The sequence below is a fragment of the Streptomyces sp. NPDC029139 genome (assembly GCF_055564335.1).
The window spans coordinates 170,139-190,772 of sequence record NZ_JBVHWN010000010.1; the positions used below are offsets into that span (position 1 = coordinate 170,139).

The 20,634-nt window shown below is 74.5% G+C and carries 16 protein-coding genes; 6 read left to right on the top strand and 10 right to left on the bottom strand.

The annotated features are described in order from the left end of the window. Positions 1–123 precede the first annotated feature (123 nt). Entirely contained in the window at positions 124–1,470 is a 1,347-nt protein-coding gene (locus ACZ4VW_RS22635) for a COG1361 family protein (RefSeq protein WP_467965126.1), read from the top strand. Between the two features lie 237 nt (positions 1,471–1,707). Here the strand turns inward: ACZ4VW_RS22635 and ACZ4VW_RS22640 are convergent, their stop codons facing one another. Continuing rightward, positions 1,708–3,363: a DNA repair helicase XPB gene (locus ACZ4VW_RS22640; RefSeq protein ID WP_467965128.1), complete on the bottom strand. Its 1,656-nt coding sequence runs from the start codon at positions 3,361–3,363 to the stop codon at positions 1,708–1,710. Between the two features lie 169 nt (positions 3,364–3,532). Continuing rightward, positions 3,533–6,292 (bottom strand): helicase-associated domain-containing protein, encoded by a 2,760-nt coding sequence (locus tag ACZ4VW_RS22645; protein WP_467965130.1) that lies wholly within the window; start codon positions 6,290–6,292, stop codon positions 3,533–3,535. 63 nt (positions 6,293–6,355) lie between these two features. On the opposite strand from ACZ4VW_RS22645, the gene ACZ4VW_RS22650 reads away from it, so the two are divergent. Next, on the top strand, positions 6,356–7,360 hold the full coding sequence (locus ACZ4VW_RS22650; RefSeq protein WP_467965132.1) for a hypothetical protein: 1,005 nt from the start codon (positions 6,356–6,358) through the stop codon (positions 7,358–7,360). A 98-nt stretch (positions 7,361–7,458) separates the two neighbouring features. On the opposite strand, the gene ACZ4VW_RS22655 is transcribed toward ACZ4VW_RS22650, so the two are convergent. From ACZ4VW_RS22655 to ACZ4VW_RS22665, 3 genes are read right to left on the bottom strand one after another with little or no spacing between them, the layout of a single operon-like run. Next, positions 7,459–8,277, bottom strand: coding sequence for an ABC transporter ATP-binding protein (locus tag ACZ4VW_RS22655; protein ID WP_467965134.1), 819 nt, complete (start codon positions 8,275–8,277; stop codon positions 7,459–7,461). Further along, positions 8,274–9,323 (bottom strand): FecCD family ABC transporter permease, encoded by a 1,050-nt coding sequence (locus tag ACZ4VW_RS22660; protein WP_467965136.1) that lies wholly within the window; start codon positions 9,321–9,323, stop codon positions 8,274–8,276. Before ACZ4VW_RS22660 ends, ACZ4VW_RS22655 begins: the two co-directional genes overlap by 4 nt. Continuing rightward, a complete protein-coding gene (locus ACZ4VW_RS22665) occupies positions 9,320–10,324 on the bottom strand; it encodes a FecCD family ABC transporter permease (protein ID WP_467965138.1) in 1,005 nt (334 codons plus the stop codon). The genes ACZ4VW_RS22660 and ACZ4VW_RS22665 overlap by 4 nt, the downstream gene beginning before the upstream one ends. A 109-nt stretch (positions 10,325–10,433) precedes the next feature. Here ACZ4VW_RS22665 and ACZ4VW_RS22670 point away from each other — a divergent pair, with 109 nt between their 5' ends. Continuing rightward, complete coding sequence (locus ACZ4VW_RS22670; protein WP_467965140.1) at positions 10,434–11,051, top strand: HAD family hydrolase; 618 nt, start codon at positions 10,434–10,436, stop codon at positions 11,049–11,051. Here ACZ4VW_RS22670 and ACZ4VW_RS22675 read toward each other — a convergent pair. Then, entirely contained in the window at positions 11,042–11,317 is a 276-nt protein-coding gene (locus ACZ4VW_RS22675; protein WP_467965142.1) for a hypothetical protein, read from the bottom strand. The two genes, ACZ4VW_RS22670 and ACZ4VW_RS22675, sit on opposite strands and share 10 nt — an antisense overlap. 160 nt (positions 11,318–11,477) lie before the next feature. On the opposite strand from ACZ4VW_RS22675, the gene ACZ4VW_RS22680 reads away from it, so the two are divergent. Then, entirely contained in the window at positions 11,478–11,861 is a 384-nt protein-coding gene (locus tag ACZ4VW_RS22680) for a cold-shock protein (protein WP_361861263.1), read from the top strand. An 18-nt stretch (positions 11,862–11,879) separates the two neighbouring features. Here ACZ4VW_RS22680 and ACZ4VW_RS22685 read toward each other — a convergent pair whose 3' ends face one another. From ACZ4VW_RS22685 to ACZ4VW_RS22700, 4 genes are all read right to left on the bottom strand, one after another. Beyond that, on the bottom strand, positions 11,880–12,731 hold the full coding sequence (locus tag ACZ4VW_RS22685; protein WP_467965144.1) for a 1,4-dihydroxy-6-naphthoate synthase: 852 nt from the start codon (positions 12,729–12,731) through the stop codon (positions 11,880–11,882). Beyond that, positions 12,728–13,600 (bottom strand): futalosine hydrolase, encoded by an 873-nt coding sequence (locus tag ACZ4VW_RS22690; RefSeq protein ID WP_467965146.1) that lies wholly within the window; start codon positions 13,598–13,600, stop codon positions 12,728–12,730. Before ACZ4VW_RS22690 ends, ACZ4VW_RS22685 begins: the two co-directional genes overlap by 4 nt. 7 nt (positions 13,601–13,607) lie before the next feature. Continuing rightward, positions 13,608–14,087: a DUF2771 domain-containing protein gene (locus ACZ4VW_RS22695; protein WP_467965148.1), complete on the bottom strand. Its 480-nt coding sequence runs from the start codon at positions 14,085–14,087 to the stop codon at positions 13,608–13,610. A gap of 120 nt (positions 14,088–14,207) precedes the next feature. Then, positions 14,208–15,572 (bottom strand): MFS transporter, encoded by a 1,365-nt coding sequence (locus tag ACZ4VW_RS22700; RefSeq protein WP_467965150.1) that lies wholly within the window; start codon positions 15,570–15,572, stop codon positions 14,208–14,210. Between the two features lie 326 nt (positions 15,573–15,898). On the opposite strand from ACZ4VW_RS22700, the gene ACZ4VW_RS22705 reads away from it, so the two are divergent. Both ACZ4VW_RS22705 and ACZ4VW_RS22710 read left to right on the top strand, forming a co-directional pair. After that, positions 15,899–16,819: a DUF3027 domain-containing protein gene (locus ACZ4VW_RS22705; protein ID WP_467965152.1), complete on the top strand. Its 921-nt coding sequence runs from the start codon at positions 15,899–15,901 to the stop codon at positions 16,817–16,819. Between the two features lie 608 nt (positions 16,820–17,427). After that, positions 17,428–20,586 carry a sacsin N-terminal ATP-binding-like domain-containing protein gene (locus tag ACZ4VW_RS22710; RefSeq protein WP_467965154.1) on the top strand — a complete coding sequence of 1,053 codons (3,159 nt, stop codon included), beginning with the start codon at positions 17,428–17,430 and terminating at the stop codon, positions 20,584–20,586. Positions 20,587–20,634: the final 48 nt, after the last annotated feature.

Consider the following 20,634-nt stretch of genomic DNA (forward strand, 5'->3'; position numbering starts at 1 on the left):
TTCCGCCCGCGGTGGCGGGCGAATGGTTTTCGCCTCGGCGGACCGTGCAACTATCCGCGGGCCCGGGAGGTCTCCTCTTCGCACCGCCGTCTCCCCACGGAGCACAGAGGAACAGAGGAGATCATGAGAAAGCCTTCCGCCGGCCGCGTCGCGCGGCTCGGTGCGAGCGTCACCGCAGCGGGTCTGTTCACGGTGGGGCTGGCCGCCACCCCGGCCGCCGCCGACAGTGACCAGCTGTGGATCGCGGCGCCGTACGAACTCGTGCTGCCCAAGGCCGCCGACAACGGCACGCAGGTCCCGGCCACCACCGTGGCCCTGGGCCTCTCCCATGACAACGACACCTACCGCGTCACCGACGGCCGGCTCACCGTCGACGTCTCCGGCCTGGCCGGCGTGGCCGAGGTCACCTGGCCGGAGAACTGCGCGCCGGCCGGTACGACCGCCGTGTGCTCCTTCCCCGAGGTCCCGCTGACGGGCTTCCCCCAGGTCCACCTGAAGGTCCGCGCGGCAGCCGGGGCGGACGCCGGCGCCGGCGGCCGGATCTCCTACACGGCGACGGCCACGACGACAGGCGAGGGCGGCCTGCTCACGGCGTACGAGAACACCACCACGGTCAGGGTCGCCTCCGGCCCCGACCTCATCCTGACCCCGCCGGCGCCGGTCTCGGACGTCGCGCCGGGCAGCACCGTGCCCGTGCCGTTCTCCGTCGTCAACAACGGCAACGAGCGGGCCGACGGGGTCGAGGTCACCTTCTACGTCTCTCGCGGACTCGACATCGGCGCCGTCGCCCCGCAGTGCACCAGTACGCCGATCGGCGAGGGCACGATCAAGCCGATCACCAGGACGGACTGCGTCTTCGACGACGTCGTCGAGCCGGGCGGCACCTTCACCCTGCCGTCACCGCTGCTGGCGAAGGTGGCTTCGTACGCGCTCGCCGAGCGCATCGACATGGGCGTCAGGCCCGGCGGCGGCGTCGAGAACCTGTCGCCGGAGGGCCACGGCGGGATCGCCTCCATCACCGCCACCAACACGGCGGACTTCGCGGTCCGCGGCGCGAAGGTGAGCGGCGCCGCCGGCGAGACGGTGAAGGCGGAGCTGACGTTCCGCAACCGCGGCCCTGCCTGGATCGCCAACCTCGGCTCCGGCGAACCGGTCGGCGCCGTCGACGTGACCGTCCCCCGTGGCGCCACCGTCACGGCCGTCCCGGACAACTGCGAACCGCGCACCCTGGACGGCGGCTGGTACGACAGCGAGGTCCGTACCGGTGCCCCGCGCTACCTGTGCCAGTTGCCGATCTGGGTGGCCGAGAAGCAGACCGTGACCTTCCCCTTCGAGCTGCGGATCGACACCGTCGTCACCGGCGCCAAGGGAGCGGTCACGCTGAAGCCCCCGTACGGCGACGCGCCCCTGGCGTTCGACCCGAACGTCCGGAACAACCAGGCGAAGCTGGTTCTCAACCCCGCCGTCTGACCGCCGCACGCCTAGGCCGTGTCCGGAAAGTCCCGCCTGGCCCGCGACGCCTGGCACGTACCCTCGCTGCGTTGTCGGATCGCCCAAGTACACCCAGTACGAGGGCGGCCCTCCGCCTTGCGATCGCACGCACCAGACGCCGCGGACCCTGCCCTGCGGGCAGACGGCGCTACTTTCCGGACACGGCCTAGGGGCCCCGTCCGGACAGGACGGGGCCCCTTGGCGTGTGGGGAGGAGCTACGCGGGCGGTGCCTCGCCCGCCATCAGCTCGTCCGCGTCGACGATCCGGTACGCGTACCCCTGCTCGGCCAGGAACCGCTGGCGGTGCGCCGCGAAGTCCTGGTCGATCGTGTCCCGTGCGACCACCGAGTAGAAGTGCGCCTGGTGGCCGTCGGCCTTCGGCCGCAGCACCCGGCCGAGGCGCTGGGCCTCCTCCTGGCGCGAGCCGAACGTGCCCGACACCTGGATCGCGACCGTCGCCTCGGGCAGGTCGATCGAGAAGTTCGCGACCTTCGAGACGACCAGCACACTGATCTCGCCCTGCCGGAACGCCTCGAAGAGCTTCTCGCGCTGCGCGTTCGACGTCTCGCCCTTGATGACCGGCGCGTCCAGGTGCTCGCCGAGCTCGTCCAGCTGGTCGATGTACTGGCCGATGACGAGGATCTGCTGCCCGGCGAACTTCTTCACCAGGGCCTCCGTCACCTTCCGCTTCGTCGCCGTCGTCGCGCAGAAGCGGTACTTCTCCTCCGCCTCCGCCGTCGCGTACGCGAGCCGCTCGGCGTCGGTGAGATTGACCCGGACCTCGACGCAGTCGGCGGGCGCGATGTACCCCTGCGCCTCGATCTCCTTCCACGGCGCGTCGAAGCGCTTGGGCCCGATCAGCGAGAACACGTCCGACTCCCGCCCGTCCTCCCGGACGAGTGTCGCCGTCAGGCCGAGGCGCCGCCGGGCCTGGAGGTCGGCGGTGAACTTGAAGACGGGCGCCGGCAGCAGGTGCACCTCGTCGTAGACGATCAGGCCCCAGTCCCGGGAGTCGAAGAGCTCCAGGTGCGGATAGATGCCCTTCCGCTTGGTCGTCAGGACCTGGTACGTGGCGATGGTGACCGGCCGGATCTCCTTCTTCGTACCGGAGTATTCGCCGATCTCGTCCTCGGTCAGCGAGGTCCGCTTCACCAGCTCGTGCTTCCACTGGCGGGCCGAGACGGTGTTCGTCACCAGGATCAGCGTGGTGGCCTTCGCCTGCGCCATCGCACCGGCGCCGACCAGCGTCTTGCCCGCGCCGCAGGGCAGCACCACGACGCCGGATCCACCGTGCCAGAAGCCCTCGACGGCCTGCTTCTGGTACGGCCGCAGGGCCCAGCCGTCCTCGGCGAGGTCGATGCGGTGCGCCTCGCCGTCCACGTACCCGGCCAGGTCCTCGGCCGGCCAGCCCAGCTTGAGGAGCGTCTGCTTGATCTGGCCGCGCTCGGAGGGGTGCACGGCGACCGTGTCCGCGTCGATCCGGGCACCGACCAGCGGCTGCACCTTCTTCGAGCGGAGGATCTCCTCCAGGACGGGCCGGTCGGTGGTGGTGAGGACGAGACCGTGGGTGGGGTGCTTGGAGAGCGTGAGCCGGCCGTAGCGGGCCATGGTCTCGGCGACGTCCACGAGGAGGGCGTGCGGCACGGGGTAGCGGGAGAACTCGACCAGCGCGTCGACGACCTGCTCGGCGTCGTGCCCGGCCGCCCGGGCGTTCCACAGCCCGAGCGGGGTCACGCGGTAGGTGTGGATGTGCTCGGGCGCCCGCTCCAGCTCGGCGAAGGGCGCGATGGCTCGCCGGCAGGCGTCGGCCTGCTCGTGGTCGACCTCCAGGAGCAGGGTCTTGTCGCTCTGGACGATGAGTGGTCCGTTCACGCCTTCAGGGTCCTTCCCGCCGTGCCGCTCCCTGGAATCCGGTAGCGGCCAAACATCCAGTGTGCATGACGGGCGGCCGGTGCAGGGGGGAGCGGCGGGTGACCTTCGCCCCGGCGGGACCTGGGCCGTGTCCGGAAAGTCCCGCCTGGCCCGCGACGCCTGGCACGTCCTAGACGTGGTCGTCCGCCAGTTCCGCGACGCCCGTGATGCGGTGCAGGGGGTACGTGCGGACCTCGTCCGCCGTGTGGTCGTAGCCCGTCACGAAGCCGCCCTCCACCCGGACCGGGGCGATGACCCGCTGGCTGGCCGCGCCCTCCGCGTTCACGTAGCCGATCCACACGGCCGAACCCGTCATCGCGGCGGCCTGGACCGTGGCGAGCGTCTCGGCGGCGGAGGTGCGGGGCAGCTCGCCGGGGGCCGGCGGGGCGCCCTCGGGGCGCTCCTTGCGGACGGCCGTGGAGGCGAGGTCCCCGGCCCGGATCGCGCGGACCGCCGCGCCGAGCAGGGTCGTGTCGGGTACGGGCGGGCCTTCGGGGACGGGGGCGGGTGCGGTGCGGGCGCCGGTGCGGTAGGCGTCGGCGCGGGTGATCAGCACATCGCCCTCCGCGGACTCGGCGGCCGGGGCGTACCCCATCGACCGCAGCCCGTCGAGCAGCGACGCCGGGTCGGTCTGCGCGGCGAGCACGGTCGGCGCGAGGCGGCGCAGCCGGAGCGACGCGGACCGCTTGTCCGCCAGGATCTCGCCGAGGAGCGCGTCGTCGTCGCAGCGCACATAGGCGGAGGCGGCGCCGATCCGCAGGTGGCCGTGCTTCCGCGCCACGTCGTCGATGAGGTACGCGAGGGGCTGCGGGACCGGCGTGCGGGAGTGCGCCGTCAGGAAGTCGTGCAGGTCGGAAGCGCTGCGTCCGGCGTCGAGCGCGCGGCGTACGGAGCCGGGCGTGAACCGGTAGACGGTCGCGCCACCCTTCGATTCCACGTCCGCGAGGACGGCGAGCATGTCGGCGAGGGGACGGCGCAGCGGCCCGGGCGCGACCGCGGTGAGGTCGGCCTGGAGCAGCACGTGGTCGACGGCCTCGGGGAGGAGCGGGGCGAGCAGGGTCGCGGCCCGGGAGGCGGCGACGGACAGCTCGACGTCGTGGACGGCCACCGGCTCGGCCGCGGCCTCGGCGAGGGGCAGGTTGAGCAGCGCCCGGGCGGGCGAGGCGAGGGCCCCGCGGCCGGTGATCCCGAGCATCTCGGCCTCGGACAGCGTCCACAGGGCGATCCGGGAGCGGAGGTCGGAGGGGGAGGAGGTGCGGGCGCCGGGGAGCTGCCCGGCATCGGTACCCCGGCCGTACGCGGTGCCGGGGCCGGCGCTCGTGCCCCGGCCGTACGCGGTGCCCGCGCCGGTGCCGGTGCCTCGGCCGTACGGCGTGCCCGTACCCGCGCTGGTGCCCGTGCCGGTGCCTTGGTCGGGGGCGCCGGTGCCGGCGCCGAAGGCCGCTCCCGAGGGGGCGCCGCCCGGCGTGCCCGGTCCCGCCGGCCTGGCGGCCGTGCCCCGCAGGGGGCGTTCCCACCTCAGGCGGGCCAGCAGCGACTCCGGGTCCGCCGCCGAGCCCGGCGGCAGCGTGGCCTGAAGGGTGAGCACCCGCCGCCGGATCTCAGGCGCCGCGCCCCGGTCGAGGTCCGGGCCCAGCGCCGACAGCGCGCGGCCCTTCGCGTCCTGGCCGCCGACCAGACCGGCGGTACGCGTCCCCACCAGCCACGCCGTGACGAGCGCGGCCCAGCGCTCGGCCGCCGGCAGGTCGAGCCAGTCGTCGTACGCGGGCGTCGGCGCGTACCGCTCGTCCGCCTCGCCGTCCGAGGCCAGCAGCCCCGCCCCGTAACAGAGTTCCAGCCAGAACGCCGCGACCGGCTCCGTGACGTCCAGCGCCGCGGCCGTCCGCTTGAGGTCCCGTACCGACAGACCGCCCGAGCGCAGGACGGCGGGGCCGCCCTGGTCCCAGCTCTTCAGCAGCTCCTCGACCGTCGCGAGCGCCGTGTACGCCTGGCCGGCCGCCGCGTTGTCCACAGCCTGGGGAGGATAGGTGCGCAGGACGGACAGCGCCGGTGCGTGCGGCTCCGGCGTGCGGTGGGCCCGGCCGCCCCGCAGGTGCAGCGCGGCCTCGCGCGGCAGGACCACCGTGCGCGGGGAGGCGGGCAGCAGCAGGCCGCGGTCGCGCAGCCAGCGCACCGGCGGGGCCGGGTTCGGCGTCACCTCGCCGTACGGCGGCCCCCACACCAGCCGGTCGAGGACCGCCAGCGCGTCGGGCGGCGCCGTGTCGAGCAGCGCGCCCATCCGGTCCCGGTCGGTGAACAGCTCGGTCAGCGCGGCGACCGCCGAGACCGGGTCGTGCGTCGCGGGCAGTCCGGCCGCCGCGAGGATCTCCTGGATCCGGCCCGGTGACATGCCCGCCGTGGCTTCGGCGACGGTCGGGCCCAGGCCGGTCGGGGACGGGTGCTGCGGCGAGGGCGCGAGCAGTTCGCGCGCGGTCCGCACCAGCCGCAGCCGGTCGTCCTCGCCCCAGACGAGCGCCTGTTCGCGCAGCACCTCCAGCGCGCGCGGCAGCGCGGCCTCGATGTCCGGGTCGCCGTCGTCGCCGGTGAGCAGGGCGAGGAGCACGGGGTACGGGGCCGGGTCGGGGGCCACGGCCAGCGCCTCGGCGGTCTGGAGCGTGAACCGGTCGAGCCGTTCGAGCGCGCGGACGACGGAGCCGCGGGTGCCGGCGCGGGTCGCGAGCTGGGTCAGGTCGTTGGGCACGGGGGAGAGGAGGTCGGGGCGTGCGCGCAGCAGCGCGGCGAGCCCCTCGTCGCCCCGCGCGCGCAGCGCCTCCGCAAGCGTGCGTGGCGCAGCGGCGGCGCCAGTTCCTCCGGGCACGTGCGCCTCCCGATCGAGCTCACCGATCCCCATCCGCCCCACGTTAGCCCCTGCGCGGGCGCTAACGTCGGGGCGTACCGGCCGTGGAGGGGCATCGTGGGGATCGAGAGCGACCAGTTGGTCTTCGACTATCTGAGCCGGATCGGCGATCTGGCGCAGCAGCGGCAGCTGTCGTCGGCCACGCGGATGCGGCTCGTGTCGTCGCTGCGGGGCGAGATCGACCGTCGGCGCGCCACGGACGGCCGGGAGAGTCCGACGGCGGTCCGGAGCATCCTCGAGCAGCTGGGCACCCCGGACGAGGTGGTGGACCGGGCGGCGGGGATTCCGCCCGTACCGGCGCTGCCCGAGCAGCAGGGACGCCTGCGGAAGGCGCGGGCGGTGCCGAAGCCGAGTGCGGAGCCGGAAGCCGCACCGGGGCCCGGGCCGGAAGCGTGGGCGACCTCACCGCACCTGGCGGGGACGGACGAGGTCGGGGCGGCCGACACGGAACCGGACTGGTGGAGCACCGAGGCGGAGCCGCTGCCGGGGGACGACCTGGTGCCGGGGTTCCGGGGCGGGGTGGAGATCCCGGAACTCCTCAAGCCGCCGGCGGGGGAGACGGACGAGGCCGAGGAGGGGGGCGAGGCGGTCGAGGAGGACGCGCCGCGCCGGGGGTGGGAGCGCCTGCTGCGGCCTCGCCGTGCTGTCGCGCCCGCATCCGCCGCCGGCCTGGACCCGGACGCGGACCCCGCCACGGAGGGGGTGGCCACACCCGGCCGCCTCCGCCTCGGCAACCCCGTCCTCCTGCTCGCCGCGCTCCTCCTGATCGGCGGCGTCGTCTTCGGCTCCCTCCTGGCCCTCGCCGGGGGCTGGCTCCTCGCCTACGCCTCCCGCCGCCTCTCCCGCGCGGAGAGCCAGTGGGCCGTCGTCGTCCTCCCGGCCCTCGCGGCCACGGCGGGCGCCGTCTGGATCTGGGGCCGGGTCGAACGCCGCTGGGGCGCTCCGGTGGCCGAGGGGGGCGAGGCGATGGGCGCGGCGATCGCGGAGACCTGGCCGTGGGCGCTCAAGGGAGCGGCGGTGGCCTCGGCCCTCTTCCTCCTCTGGCGCGCCCGCAAGCACTGACGGGCGGCAGCTGTCCCTTCCCTCACCCCCGTCGCCCCAGCGGGAGGATCCCCGCACGCGGGTGGGGGTGTGGGCGCCCGCGACGAAGGAGGCCCCCGTCAGCCCTTCGTCGCAGCCGTCTCCGGCGCGCCCCACGGCGCCCCCGGGATCACCAGCGGCGACCCCGTCACCGGGTCCGGGATCACCACCGAGGTCAGGCCGAAGACGTCCCGCACGAGCTCCGCCGTCACCACGTCCTTCGGGTGGCCCTCCGCCACCACGCGGCCCGACTTCATGGCCACCAGGTGGTCGGCGTACCGCGCCGCCTGGTTCAGGTCGTGCAGCACCAGGACGATCGTCCGTCCCCGGGCCACGTTCAGGCGGCGTACCAGGTCCAGCACCTCGACCTGGTGCGAGATGTCCAGGTACGTCGTCGGCTCGTCGAGCAGCAGCAGGTCCGTCTCCTGCGCGAGCGCCATCGCGATCCAGACGCGCTGCCGCTGCCCGCCCGACAGCTCGTCCACCGACCGCTCGGCGAGCGCGGCGACGTCCGTGCGCTCCATCGCGTCGGCGACGGCCCGCTCGTCCTCCCGCGACCACTGCTTCCACCACGCCTGGTGCGGCTGGCGTCCACGCGACACGAGGTCCGCGACCGTGATCGCCTCCGGGGCGACCGGGGTCTGCGGCAGCAGGCCGATCTGCTGCGCGATCCGCTTGGTCGGGAGCTTCGCGAGCGACTCCCCGTCCAGCAGCACCGCGCCGCCCGCGGGCTTGAGCAGCCGGCCGAGCGCCCGCAGCGTCGTCGACTTCCCGCACGCGTTGGGGCCGACGATCACGGTCACCTTGCCGTCGGGGACGGCCAGGTCCAGGTCCCGCACGACCGTACGGTTCTCGTACGCGAGCGTCAGCTCGCGCGTGGTCAGCCGGCTCCGGCTCACGACGTTCCTCCCACGCTTCGGCTCCGGACGATGAGCCAGATCAGGTACGGGGCGCCGACCGCCGCCGTCAGAACACCCACGGGCAGCTCGGTCGGCGAGAACAGCCGCCGCCCCAGCAAGTCCGCCAGGACCACGACGAACGCCCCCGTCAAGGCCGAGCACAGCAGCGGGATCTGCGCCGTACGGGTCATACGGCGGGCGATCTGCGGCGCGAGCAGCGCCACGAAGTCGACCGGACCGGCCACCCCCGTGGCCACCGAGGCGAGCACGACACCGACACCCACGAGTCCGAGACGGACCCGCCCGAGCCGTACGCCCAGCGCCGTCGCCGTGTCGTCGTCCAGGGAGACCGTCCGCTGCGCGCGGGCGGCCCACAGGATCGCCGGCAGCAGCGCGAGCAGCGTCCAGCGGATCGGCGCGGCCTCGTCCCAGCCGCGCCCGTTGAGCGAGCCCGTCATCCAGATCTGGGCCTGCTGGGCGACCAGGTAGTCGCCCTTGGTCATGAAGAGGGTGATGAGCGAGCGCAGGGCGATCGCGAAGCCGATGCCGATGAGCACGAACCGGGTCGCGTGCAGCCCGCCGCGCCAGGCGAAGACGTACACGAGCGCCGCCGCGGCGATGCCGCCCGCGATCGACAGGTAGGGCAGGACGGTGTACGAGGTGAGGCCGAAGGTCATCGCGCCGACCGTGAGGGCGCCCGCGCCCTGGCTGATGCCGATGATGTCGGGGCTGGCGAGCGGATTGCGCGCGACGGTCTGGATGAGCGCGCCCGCGATGCCGAACGCGGCGCCGACCATCAGCCCGACGGCGAGCCGCGGCATCCGCAGTTCCTCGACGACGAAGGCGGCCCGCGAGTCCTGCCCGACGAGCACCTTCAGGACCTCGGACGGTTCGACGAACCTCTCGCCGACACAGAGGTAGGCGACGCCGGCCGCGGCCAGGACCAGAACCAGGCCCACGGCCACCGCGGCCGAGCGGCGGTGGAGCAGGAACGATCCGCCGCCGAAGCGCACGATCCCGTGACCCACGGGGCGTACAGCGGTCATGCCGGCACCGCCTTCCGGCGGACCAGCGTCACCAGGAACGGCACGCCGATGAGGGCCGTCATCACACCCGCCGGGACCTCGCCCGGGGGGAAGAGCACCCGCCCGATCACATCCGACACCAGCAGCATCACCGGCCCCACGAGCGCCGCCATCGGCAGCACCCAGCGGTGGTCGCCGCCCACGATGGCGCGGGCGATGTGCGGGACCGCGAGACCGACGAACGCGATCGGACCGGCCGCCGCCACCCCCGCGCCGGTCAGCACGGTCGCTCCGACGCCGCCCACGACCCGTACGGTCGCGACCCGCTGGCCGAGCCCCTTCGCCACGTCCTCGCCCAGCGCCAGCGCGTCGAGTCCGCGCGCCACGGACACCACGAGGACCGCGCCGATCAGCAGGAACGGCCAGATCTGGCCGACGACCTCGGCGTCCCGCCCGTCGAGCGAGCCGATCTGCCAGAACCGGAACTCGTCCAGCGCCGCCGCCCTCGTCGTCAGGATCCCGGTCGTCACGGAGAGCAGCAGGGCGTTGATCGCGGCGCCGCCGAGCGCGAGCTTCACCGGCGTCGCCCCGCCCCGCCCGGCGGCGGCGACCGCGTACACCGCGACCGACGCGAGGGCCGCGCCCGCGAAGGCGAACCACACGTACCCCGTCAGCGTGTGCACCCCGGCGAAGGCGATGGCGAAGACCACCCCCACCGAGGCCCCTTGGCTGATGCCGAGGATGCCGGGGTCGGCGATGGGGTTACGGGTGATGCCCTGGAGGGCCGTGCCCGCGAGGGCCAGTGCCGCGCCGACCATCAGCCCGATCAGGGTCCTGGGCACCCGCATCTCCCGGACGACCTGCGCGTCGTCGCTCGTCCCGCCGTGCAGCAGCGCGTCGAGCACCGTCGACGGGGCGATGGCCCGCGCGCCCACGGCGAGGCTCAGCAGGACCGCGAGGAGGAGGGCGATGACGGCGGCGACGGTGGCGAGGACGCGTCTGGAGGGGAAAGCGGCTGTCATCGGGGCCCATCAGGAGGTGCGGGTTCGGCTGCGGTGCGCGGACGCGGGTTCGAGTTCGGTAAGGCTTGGCTCAGTCTAAGCAGCCGCCGGATTCGAACACCTGGGCACAATGTCCCCCATGACTTCACTCACCGTCGGCTTCGACCTCGACATGACGCTGATCGACTCCCGCCCGGGCATCAAGGCCACCTACGAGGCCTTCTCCGCCCAGGTCGGCGTACCGATCGACGCCGACCTGGCCGTCTCCCGGCTCGGGCCGCCGCTGGAGCACGAGCTGGCGCACTGGTTCCCGGAGGCGGAGATCGAGCGGCGCGTGGCCGAGTACCGCGCCCTCTACCCGACGTACGCGATCGTGCCGTCGCTCGCGATGACCGGCGCGCGGGACGCGATTCAAGCCGTTCGTGAGCGGGGCGGCCGGACGATCGTCGTCACCGCGAAGAACGAGCCGCACGCCAAGCTGCACCTCGCCCACCTCGGCATCGACCCCGACGCCGTCATCGGCGGCCTGTGGGCCGAGGGCAAGGCGGAGGCCCTGCGCGAGCACGGCGCGGGCGTGTACGTCGGCGACCACACGGGGGACGTGCGGGGCGCGACGACCGCGGGCGCCGTGTCGGTGGCCGTGGCCACCGGACCGTGCGACGCGGAGGAGCTGCGTGCGGCGGGCGCCGATGTCGTCCTGGCCGACCTGACAGAGTTCCGCCCCTGGTGGGAGGCGTATCAGGCCTGACGGGCCGGAGCCGTGGCGGCTTTCGCCTCGCGGCGCTGCGCCGCGATCGAGCGCAGCACGCCGGCGCCCGCGACCAGGAATCCGACGCCCATCAGCATGCACACGGCGTACGCCACGGGCGGGAACGGCTCGGTGCCCAGGAACAGCGGGGCGACCGTGACCAGTGTGGCCACCGCGCCGATGATGAAGACGATCGCACCGGCCCGGACGAGACCGTCACCCGGCGCGGAGTCGTCCGAGGGGGCCGAAGGGGTTTCACTACGCATTCGGCCAGGGTAGTTCCCAGGCCGGAGGAACAAACCGGCGACGTCTTGTCACCAGCCCGAAGCCCATTAGCCTTGGTGGCGGCGGGTCGGGCGACCCGCTGTATTGCTATCCAGAGCCGGATTCCCGGCGCATCCATCGAGTACGAGGACAAGGACAGACGTGCCTACCGGCAAGGTCAAATGGTTCAACAGTGAGAAGGGCTTCGGCTTTCTCTCCCGGGACGACGGCGGCGACGTGTTCGTCCACTCGTCGGTGCTCCCTGCCGGAGTCGACGCCCTCAAGCCGGGGCAGCGCGTGGAGTTCGGGGTGGTGGCGGGCCAGCGCGGTGACCAGGCGCTCTCCGTCACGGTCCTCGACCCGACCCCGTCCGTCGCCGCGGCGCAGCGCCGTAAGCCCGACGAACTGGCGTCCATCGTGCAGGACCTGACGACGCTCCTGGAGAACATCACGCCGAGCCTTGAGCGGGGCCGCTACCCCGACAAGGTGCACGGCAAGAAGATCGCGGGTCTGCTGCGGGCGGTCGCCGACCAGCTCGACGTCTGAGCCGCCCGTCCCGTCCGGTCACGGGAACGCCAGCGCGTCCGGGCCGAGGGGCGGCACGAGCCCCTCGGCCGCGGCGCGGGTGAGCAGCCCGCGGACCGCCGCGTAGCCGGCCTCGCCCAGGTCGGCCGTGAACTCGTTGACGTAGAGCCCGATGTGCTGATCGGCCACCTTCGGGTCCATCTCCTGCGCGTGCTCGAGGACGTACGGCCGCGAGGCGGTCGGGTCCTCCCAGCCCATCCGGACCGAGGCGCGCGCCGCCTCGGCGAGGCGCAGCAGCATGTCCGTGCCGAGCGAGCGCCGGGCGATGATCGCGCCCAGCGGGATCGGCAGGCCGGTGGTGTCCTCCCAGTGGGAGCCCATGTCGGCGAGGGCGTGCAGACCGTAGTTCTGATAGGTGAAACGGGCCTCGTGGATGACGAGCCCCGCGTCGACCTTTCCGTCGCGGACGGCGGGCATGATCTCGTGGAACGGCATCACGACGACGTTCCCGACGCCTCCGGGGACGACGTCCGCGGCCCACAGCCGGAAGAGCAGGTACGCGGTCGAGCGCTCGCTGGGCACGGCGACGGTTCTGCCCGTCAGGTCCACGCCGGGCTCCCGCGTGAGCACCAGCGGGCCGCAGCCGCGGCCCAGGGCGCCGCCGCAGGGCAGCAGGGCGTACTCGTCGAGGACCCAGGGCAGCACGGCGTACGAGACCTTCAGGACGTCGTACGCGGAGGTGCCGCTCTCGGCCCAGCCGTTGGTGAGATCGATGTCCGCGAACGTCACATCGAGGCGCGGGGCGCCGGGGATGCGGCCGTGGGCCCAGGCGTCGAAGACGAAGGTGTCGTTCGGGCAGGGCGAGTACGCGATCTTGAGCTTGCGCGTCATGGGGCGGGCTCCACGAAGAGGGAGTGGCTGAGCAGCTGGAAGGTGTGGCGCAGCGCGTCCATCGCCTGGCCGATCCGCCACGCGCCTCGGTCGCGCGGGCCGACCGCGTTGGAGACGGCCCGGATCTCGACGACGGGCACGCCGTACGCGGCGGCCGCCTCGGCCACCCCGAACCCCTCCATCGCCTCGGCGGCGGCGCCCGGGTGACGCCGCGCCAGCTCGGCGGCGCGCTCGGCGGTGCCGGTCACGGTGGAGACGGTGAGGACGGGCGCGACGGTGTGGTGCTGCCCGCCGCGGGTGAGGGCGGCGGAGATCCGGCGGACGAGCGTGCGGTCCACCGCGTGCGCGGAACGCCCGAAGCCGAGTTCCTCGACCGTCAGATAGCCGTCGGGCGTCTGCGCCCCGAGGTCGGCCGAGACGATCGCCTCGGAGACGACGACGGAACCGAGGGGTGCGAGGGGCTGGAACCCGCCGGCGATCCCGGCGGACACGACGAGGTCGTAGGGCGCGGGCGCGGGTTCGGACGCCTGGGCCGAGGCGGCGTGGGCGAGCGCGGTGGCGGTGGCGGCCGCGACGGCGGCCGGCCCGACGCCCCCGACGAGGACGTCGACGACGACCCCCACGGCCGGCGTCGCCCCGGGGCGGGGCCTGCCCACGTCGGGGCGGGGCCCGGGAGCCGGTTCAGGAGACGGGCGCGTGCCCGGCGTCGACGCGTCGGGGGGTGGCGGGAGCGTGGAGGTGTGGCGGTGGAGGCGGTAGCCGCCCGGGAGGGGGCAGTCGCCCGAGCCCGGGCCACCGAGCGTGAGGCCCCGGGCGACGGAGTCCGCCTCCGCCGCCACGGCCGTCACGATCAGGATCCGGAGGGCCACCGGAGGATCAGGCGTCCTTCTTCAGCTCGAAGTGCCAGATGCCGGTCAGCTTCTTGCCGTCGGTCTCCACGATGGTGACCTGGGTCTTGTTGGTGGTCTCGCCGGTCTGGCTGGAGAAGAAGGCGCTGGCCGGAATGGTCCGGTACGTCTTCTTGTACGGCTCCGGCTCGGCCTGCTGGCCACCGAGGAAGATGGTCCAGCCCTTGTCGGCGATCTCGGGATCGACGCCGAAACGGACCTTGTCGTCCGCGGAGACCGTGAGGGTCTTCTCGGCCTTCTTGTTGAGGCACTGCTGGACCTGCGACTCCTTGATGGCGTCGCCGTCGTTGTAGCAGGCGGCCTCGGAGTGCACCGAGTCGGTCCCGACCGTCAGGGTCGCGAGCGGAGTCGGCTTGTCGCAGGCGGAGAGTACGAGGAGCCCGGCGGAGACGGCCCCGAGGGCGACGGCGGCCCGGCGGCGCGAGCCGGTGAAGAACGCAACGGTCATGGCCCGAAGGCTATCGGGCGTGTCGAGCTGCGCCACGCGGGGGTGCGGCGCGCCGCCATTTCCGCCCGGTGTGGCCCTGGCCCGACCGTCACGCACCCGCAGTGAGGCGGGGCGCCCGCCTCACTGCGGGTGCGTGACGGGCAGGGGTTTGCGCGCCGCCCGCAGCAGACCCCTGACCGACAGCAGCGCGCCCAGGCCGAGGATGGCGGCCGCCACGGACATGCCCACCCGGCCGCTCAGCGGCAGCGAGATGCCGATCGCGCCGCCCACCACCCAGGACATCTGCAGCAGCGTCTCCGAGCGGGCGAACGCCGACGTGCGCACCACCTCCGGCACGTCCCGCTGGATCAGCGCGTCCAGCGACAGCTTCGCCAGTGCCTGCGTCAGGCCCGCCACCGCCCCCAGCACGGCGACCATCACCCCGCTGAAGAACACCGCCGCGAGGACCGCCGCCGTGCACACGCTCATGATCATCGTGGCGATGATCACTTCCGGCGCGTGGCCGCGGTCCTTCAGGAGCGAGCCGACCGCCGTGCCGCACGCGTTCCCCACGCCCGCCGCCACCGCCACCATCGCCAGCGACACCGCCGCGCTCTGTCCGGAGAGCGGATGCTCGCGCAGCAGGAAGGCCAGGAAGAAGATCAGGAAGCCCGACAGCACCCGCTGCGCGGCGTTCGCCTGCAGCCCGTGCAGCACCGAGGGGCCCACCGTGCGCAGGCTCGGCTTCTCCTCACCGTGCGTCAGCAGGTGCGCCCGGCGCTCGCCCTTCGCCGAGTCGACCTTGTGCGGCATCCGGAAGGCCCAGTACCCGCCGAGCAGGAACAGCGCACACGCCCCGTACAGCGGATACGGCGGGCCGATCTGCTGCAGCCCCGCTCCGATCGGCGCGGCGATGCCGGTGGCGAGCAGGCCCGCCAGGGTGACCCGGGAGTTCGCCTTCACCAGGGAGAAGCCGTGCGGCAGCAGGCGTGGCACGACCGCGCTGCGGACCACGCCGTACGCCTTCGACGCCACCAGCACGCCCAGCGCCGCCGGATACAGCTCCAGGCCGCCGGTGGCCACCGCCCCCGACATGGTGAGCGCCAGGACCGCCCGGGTCAGCATCGCCCCGGCCATCGCCGCGCGACGGCCGTGCGGGATGCGGTCCAGGAGCGGACCGATCACGGGCGCCAGGAGCGTGAACGGGAGCATCGTGATCGCCAGGTAGAGCGCGACCCGGCCGCGTGCCTCGTCCGTCGGTACGGAGAAGAAGACCGTGGAGGCGAGCGCGACGGTGATCATGACGTCGCCGGCGCCGTTCACGGCGTGCAGCTCGATCAGCTTTCCCAGGCCGGACTCGCCCGCGCCGTGCGCGTGCGTCGCCTTCCGGATGCCCTTCGCCGTACCGGTGAACGGCAGGTGGAGGGCGCGCCCGACCGCCCGGCCCGCTCGGCTGAGCGGCCCGGCATGATCGTCGGATCGTTCGGACGACCGTGCGGCTGCCACTCCGTCATAGTGCCCCACACCCGTCCCGTACGAACCGTGGCACGGCGGGTGGCCGGTCCACGATCCGGGCCACTTGGGGCGGGCAGGTGGGCGGCGGGCGGCGGAGGGGGTAGCGTGCGTAGCGCGCCACCGGCGGAAGTTCTCGGCCGCGCGCCTCTTCGGCATCCCGCAGAATGGATGACGAGAGGTGTGCCCGAGACACGCGAGACATGTCGGGTGCGGACGTCGATGCGGCCCCCTGGTCCGCTCCGCCCGCCGCCCGTAGCTTCGCTCCCGCTCCTCGGCCCGGCGCACCCGTGAGACGGCGTAGGAGAGAAGCGAGACCTGTGAGTGCTGCGACGACGCGAAGCCGTACCCCGCGTACCCCGCGTACCCCCGACCGCCTGTGCGCCGAGGCGGTAGACCTGGCGCGGGCGGCCGCCGAGGAGGCGGCCGCACCCGGGATCGTCGGGCCGCACGTGGAGGCCGTCGCCGAGGGTGACCGGGTGGTCACGCACTTCTTCGAGTGCGAGGAGCCCGGCTACCGCGGCTGGCGCTGGGCCGTGACGGTCACGCGCGCCTCCCGGGCCAAGAACATCACCCTCGACGAAACCGTCCTGCTGCCCGGCGCGGACGCCCTCCTCGCCCCGGAGTGGGTGCCGTGGAGCGAGCGGCTGCGGCCGGGCGACATGGGGCCGGGGGACCTGCTGCCGACCGAGCAGGACGACCTTCGGCTGGAGCCGGGCTACACCGGTGAGGACGCGCCGCCGCCGAACTCCGTGGTCTCGGAGGAGATGGCGGACCACCTCGACGCCGAGGACGCCGAGATCGTCTCCCGTACGCCGTCCCGGGGCGCGATCGCCTCGGTGGCCGAGGAACTCGGCATGCGGCGCGCGCGGGTGCTCTCGCGGTACGGGCTGCATGTGGCGGCGGACCGCTGGGAAGAGTCGTTCGGCGCGAAGACCCCCATGGCGCAGGCCGCCCCGGCGTCGTGCGATTCCTGCGCGTTCCTGGTGCCGCTGGCCGGCTCGCTGAAGCAGGCGTTCGGCGTGTGCGCGAACGAGTTCTCCCCGGCGGACGGGCGGGTCGTCTCGCTCGCGTACGGCTGCGGTGGGCACTCGGAGGCGGCGGTGATGCCGAAGCCCCCGAGGCCGGCGCCGCCGGTGCTGGACTCGGTGGGCGCGGACGTGTTCCCGCTGCGCCCCCCGAAGGACTCGGGCTCCACGACGGACCCGGACACCACGTCGGAGGACCTGGGCCACTCCTAGCCCGCAGGGCCGGCCGACGCCGACGGGTCGGTCGCCGTCCCCCTGGGCGGTGCCGAGCCCCAGCGGGGTGGTGCCCCGGTCCCACCGGGCGGTGCCCACCTTGTTGTGGGCAGGCGTTCCGCAGGGCGGAACGGGTGGGCGCAACCCACGACGGCGCCGCACCTGTGGGCACCGCAGGCACGGGGAGCCTGGGGCCCGGCGAGGGCGCCGTCCCGCGCCCACCCGTCCCTCCCCCGGGGGCTTCGCCCTGGGGGCCCCCACGAGGGACGATTGCCCACACGGGGGAGGGGTGGGTGACCGCCTGCCGGGCGATAGTCCACACGGGCGGGTGGCGGAGGGGCGGGGCGGGGCAGCGTCCCAGCGGGGCCATCGCCCACACGGGCGGCGTGGCCCGGCGCCGTGAGGGCGGGCCCCGCGCCAACGGGGCCGTTGCCCCAGGGGCCGCCGCCCGCACGGGGCAGAGCCGGCGTCACCTCAGGCCCACGGAGGGGCCCCGCACCTCCCGCCCACCCCAACCCCAAGGGTGAAGGCCACTCACGTGGGCAGGCGACGCAAGAGGCCCGCAGGTCGCGGTACCTTCGGGCCCCGGCACAATCCCGCCCCGCAGAGTGGAGTCAGACGTGAGCGTCAGCGTCAGGACGTCGACCGACGGAGCCGACCCCTTCGGTACCGCACGGCTGCGCAGAGGCGTCCTCGATGCCTGGGGCGCCGGGCCCGCCCGGTTCCGGGAGGACGCCAACGCCGAGGAGGACCTCGCCCTCGGCGGCTACCGCGACCGCCTCGTCGTCGAGCTCGCCCAGAACGCCGCGGACGCCGCCCGCCGGGCCGGCGTCACCGGCCGCCTCCGGCTCACACTCCACCCCGCCGGTCCCGACGCCCCCGCCGTCCTGGCCGCCGCCAACACCGGCGCGCCCCTGGACGCGACCGGCGTCGAGTCGCTCTCCACCCTCCGCGCCTCCGCCAAGCGCGGCGAGCACGACAACTCCACCGCCGTCGGCCGCTTCGGCGTCGGCTTCGCCGCCGTCCTCGCCGTCTCCGACGAGCCCGCCGTCCTGGGCCGCCACGGCGGTGTCCGCTGGTCCCTCGCCGAGGCCCGCGAACTGGCCGCCGAGGCCGCCCGGCACAGCCCCGGCCTCGGGGACGAACTGCGCCGCCGCGACGGCCACGTACCGCTGCTGCGCCTCCCGCTGCCCGCCGAGGGCACCGCCCCCGAGGGCTACGACACCGTCGTGGTGCTCCCGCTGCGCGACTCCGCCGCCGTCGACCTCGCCGAGCGGCTCCTCGACTCCATCGACGACGCCCTGCTCCTCACCCTCCCCGGCCTCGCCGAGATCGTGATCGAGACCTCGGAGGGCGTACGGACGATGCGCCGCTCGGAGGACGACGGGTACATCCACATCGCCGACTCCGCCACCGGCACCCACCGCTGGCGGACCGTCAGCCACGGCGGCCCCCTCGACCCCGACCTCCTCAAGGGCCGGCCGGTCGAGGAGCGGATGCGCCCGCACTGGTCGGTGACCTGGGCCGTACCGGTCGACGGCCAGGGCGCCCCGCTGTACCCCCGTACCGCCCCCGTCGTGCACGCCCCCACCCCCACCGACGAACCGCTCGGCATGCCCGCCCTGCTGATCGCCTCGCTGCCGCTCGACACCGCGCGCCGCCACCCGGCGCCCGGACCGCTCACGGACTTCCTGGTCGAGCGGGCGGCCGACGCGTACGCCGAACTCCTCGCGGACTGGCAGCCGGTGACGGTCGCCACGATCGACCTGGTGCCCGGACCGCTCGGCAAGGGCGCCCTGGACGGGGCGCTGCGCGCGGCGATCCTGCGGCGCCTGCCGCGCGTGGCGTTCCTGGCGCCCGAGGCGCCGTCCGAGGACGTGCCCGCGCTGCGGCCCGTGGAGGCCGAGGTGGTGGAGGGCGCCGGCGCCGAGACCGTCGCCGTCCTGGCGGAGGTCTTCCCGGCCCTGCTGCCCGCGGGGCAGGAGCGGCGGACCGAGCTGCGCACGCTGGGCGTCGGGCGCGTGCCGCTGACGGAGGCGATCGACCGGCTCGCCGGGGTGGACCGGTCGCCGTCGTGGTGGTGGCGTCTGTACGACTCGCTGGCCGGGGTGGACCCGGACCGGCTGACGGGCCTGCCCGTCCCGCTGGCCACGGGGGCGGAGGCGCCCGAGGAGGCCCGGATCCGGACCACCATCGGACCCCGGCACGTCCTGCTGCCCCAGGACCGCACCCCGGCCGATCTGACCCGGCTCGGCCTGAAGGTCGCCCACCCGGACGCCGCCCATCCGCTCCTGGAGAAGCTGGGCGCCCTGCCCGCCACGCCCCGCGCCGTGCTGACCACACCGCAGGTCAGGGCGGCGGTCGCCGGTTCCCTCGACGCGGGGGAGATCTGGGACGAGGACGCGGACACGCTGGACGCCGACGAACTCGCCGAGACCGTCCTCGCGCTCGTCCGGGACGCGGAGCTGGAGCCGGGCGAGGAGCCGTGGCTGGGCGCGCTGGCCCTGCCCGACGAGGACGGTGAGCTGGCGCCCGCCGGTGAACTGGTCCTGCCCGGCAGCTCGTTCGCCGCCGTGATGCGCCAGGACGAGCTGGCGCTGTGCGACGCCGACCTGGCCGACCGCTGGGGCGAGCAGCCGCTCGCCGCCTGCGGGGTGCTGGCCGACTTCGCGCTGGTCCGTGCCACCGACCTCGTGCTCGACCCGGACGAACTGGAGCCGCGCGAAGGGGACTTCGCCGAGCCCGACGACGCCGGCCTGCTCGACGCTGTCGACGTGTGGTGCGAGGACGTCCTGGACCGGCTGCCGGAGGCCCCGGTTCCGCCGGTGGCGACCGAGATCGTCGCCGTACGGGACCTGGACCTGGTCGACGACGACGCCTGGCCGCAGGCGCTCGCCCTGCTCGCGCGGCCGCCGCTGCGGGACGCGATCACCCAGCCCGTACGGGTGCTGATGCCGGACGGGACCACCGAGACCGTACGGTCGTACACCGCCTGGTGGCTGCGCGACCACCCGGTCCTCGACGGCCGCCGCCCCGCCGGTCTGCGGGCCGCCGGGACGGACCCGCTGCTCATCGGCCTGTACGACTCCGCCGACGCGACCGGCTTCGAGGACGAGCAGGTCCTGCGGGCCCTGGGCGTCCGCACCTCGGTCGCCGCGCTCCTGGACGAGCCGGGTGGCGCGGCCGAACTCCTGACCCGCCTCGCCCACCCGGAGCGCGAGGTGACCGGCGCCCAGCTGCACGCCCTGTACACGGCGCTCGCGGACCTGGACCCGGAGCACGTCACGCTGCCGGACGAGCTGCGCGCGGTCGTGGACGGCGAACTCGTCGTGGTGGACGCCGCGGAGGCGCTGGTCGCGGACGCCCCCGACCTGCTGCCGCTGGCCGGCGGGCTGCCGCTGCTGCCGGTCGCCCCGTCGCGGGCGGCCGATCTGGCGGAGCTGTTCCAGGTGCGGCGGCTGAGCGAGACGGTCGAGGCCGGGGTCACCACGGTCGGCGAGGAGCACGAGGTGCCGCCCGCGGTCCACGCCCTCCTCGGGCCGGCGACCCCGGACACGTACGTCGAACACGAGGAACTGCGCGCCGCCGGAGTCGAACTCGACTGGCGCCGCACCCCCGACGGCACGATCCACGCCGCCACCCTGGAGGGCGTCGCCGCGGGCCTCGCCTGGGCGGCGGGCCAGTGGCCCCGCCGCTTCGAGGTCGCGGCCCTGCTCGAAGACCCGTCGCGCACGGCGGAACTGGCCCGGGACCGCTGGTTCGACTAGCCCGTTTCGCGGCGGCGGGCGAAGAGGCTGCGGCCGTGTCGAGGACGA

Coding starts and splice junctions, on each gene's coding strand:
- ACZ4VW_RS22660 (WP_467965136.1), bottom strand. CDS start 9,323: ATGACCGCTGTACGCCCCGTGGGTCACGGGATCGTGCGCTTCGGCGGC.
- ACZ4VW_RS22695 (WP_467965148.1), bottom strand. CDS start 14,087: ATGACCGTTGCGTTCTTCACCGGCTCGCGCCGCCGGGCCGCCGTCGCC.
- ACZ4VW_RS22675 (WP_467965142.1), bottom strand. CDS start 11,317: ATGCGTAGTGAAACCCCTTCGGCCCCCTCGGACGACTCCGCGCCGGGT.
- ACZ4VW_RS22685 (WP_467965144.1), bottom strand. CDS start 12,731: ATGACGCGCAAGCTCAAGATCGCGTACTCGCCCTGCCCGAACGACACC.
- ACZ4VW_RS22665 (WP_467965138.1), bottom strand. CDS start 10,324: ATGACAGCCGCTTTCCCCTCCAGACGCGTCCTCGCCACCGTCGCCGCC.
- ACZ4VW_RS22670 (WP_467965140.1), top strand. CDS start 10,434: ATGTCCCCCATGACTTCACTCACCGTCGGCTTCGACCTCGACATGACG.
- ACZ4VW_RS22635 (WP_467965126.1), top strand. CDS start 124: ATGAGAAAGCCTTCCGCCGGCCGCGTCGCGCGGCTCGGTGCGAGCGTC.
- ACZ4VW_RS22645 (WP_467965130.1), bottom strand. CDS start 6,292: ATGGGGATCGGTGAGCTCGATCGGGAGGCGCACGTGCCCGGAGGAACT.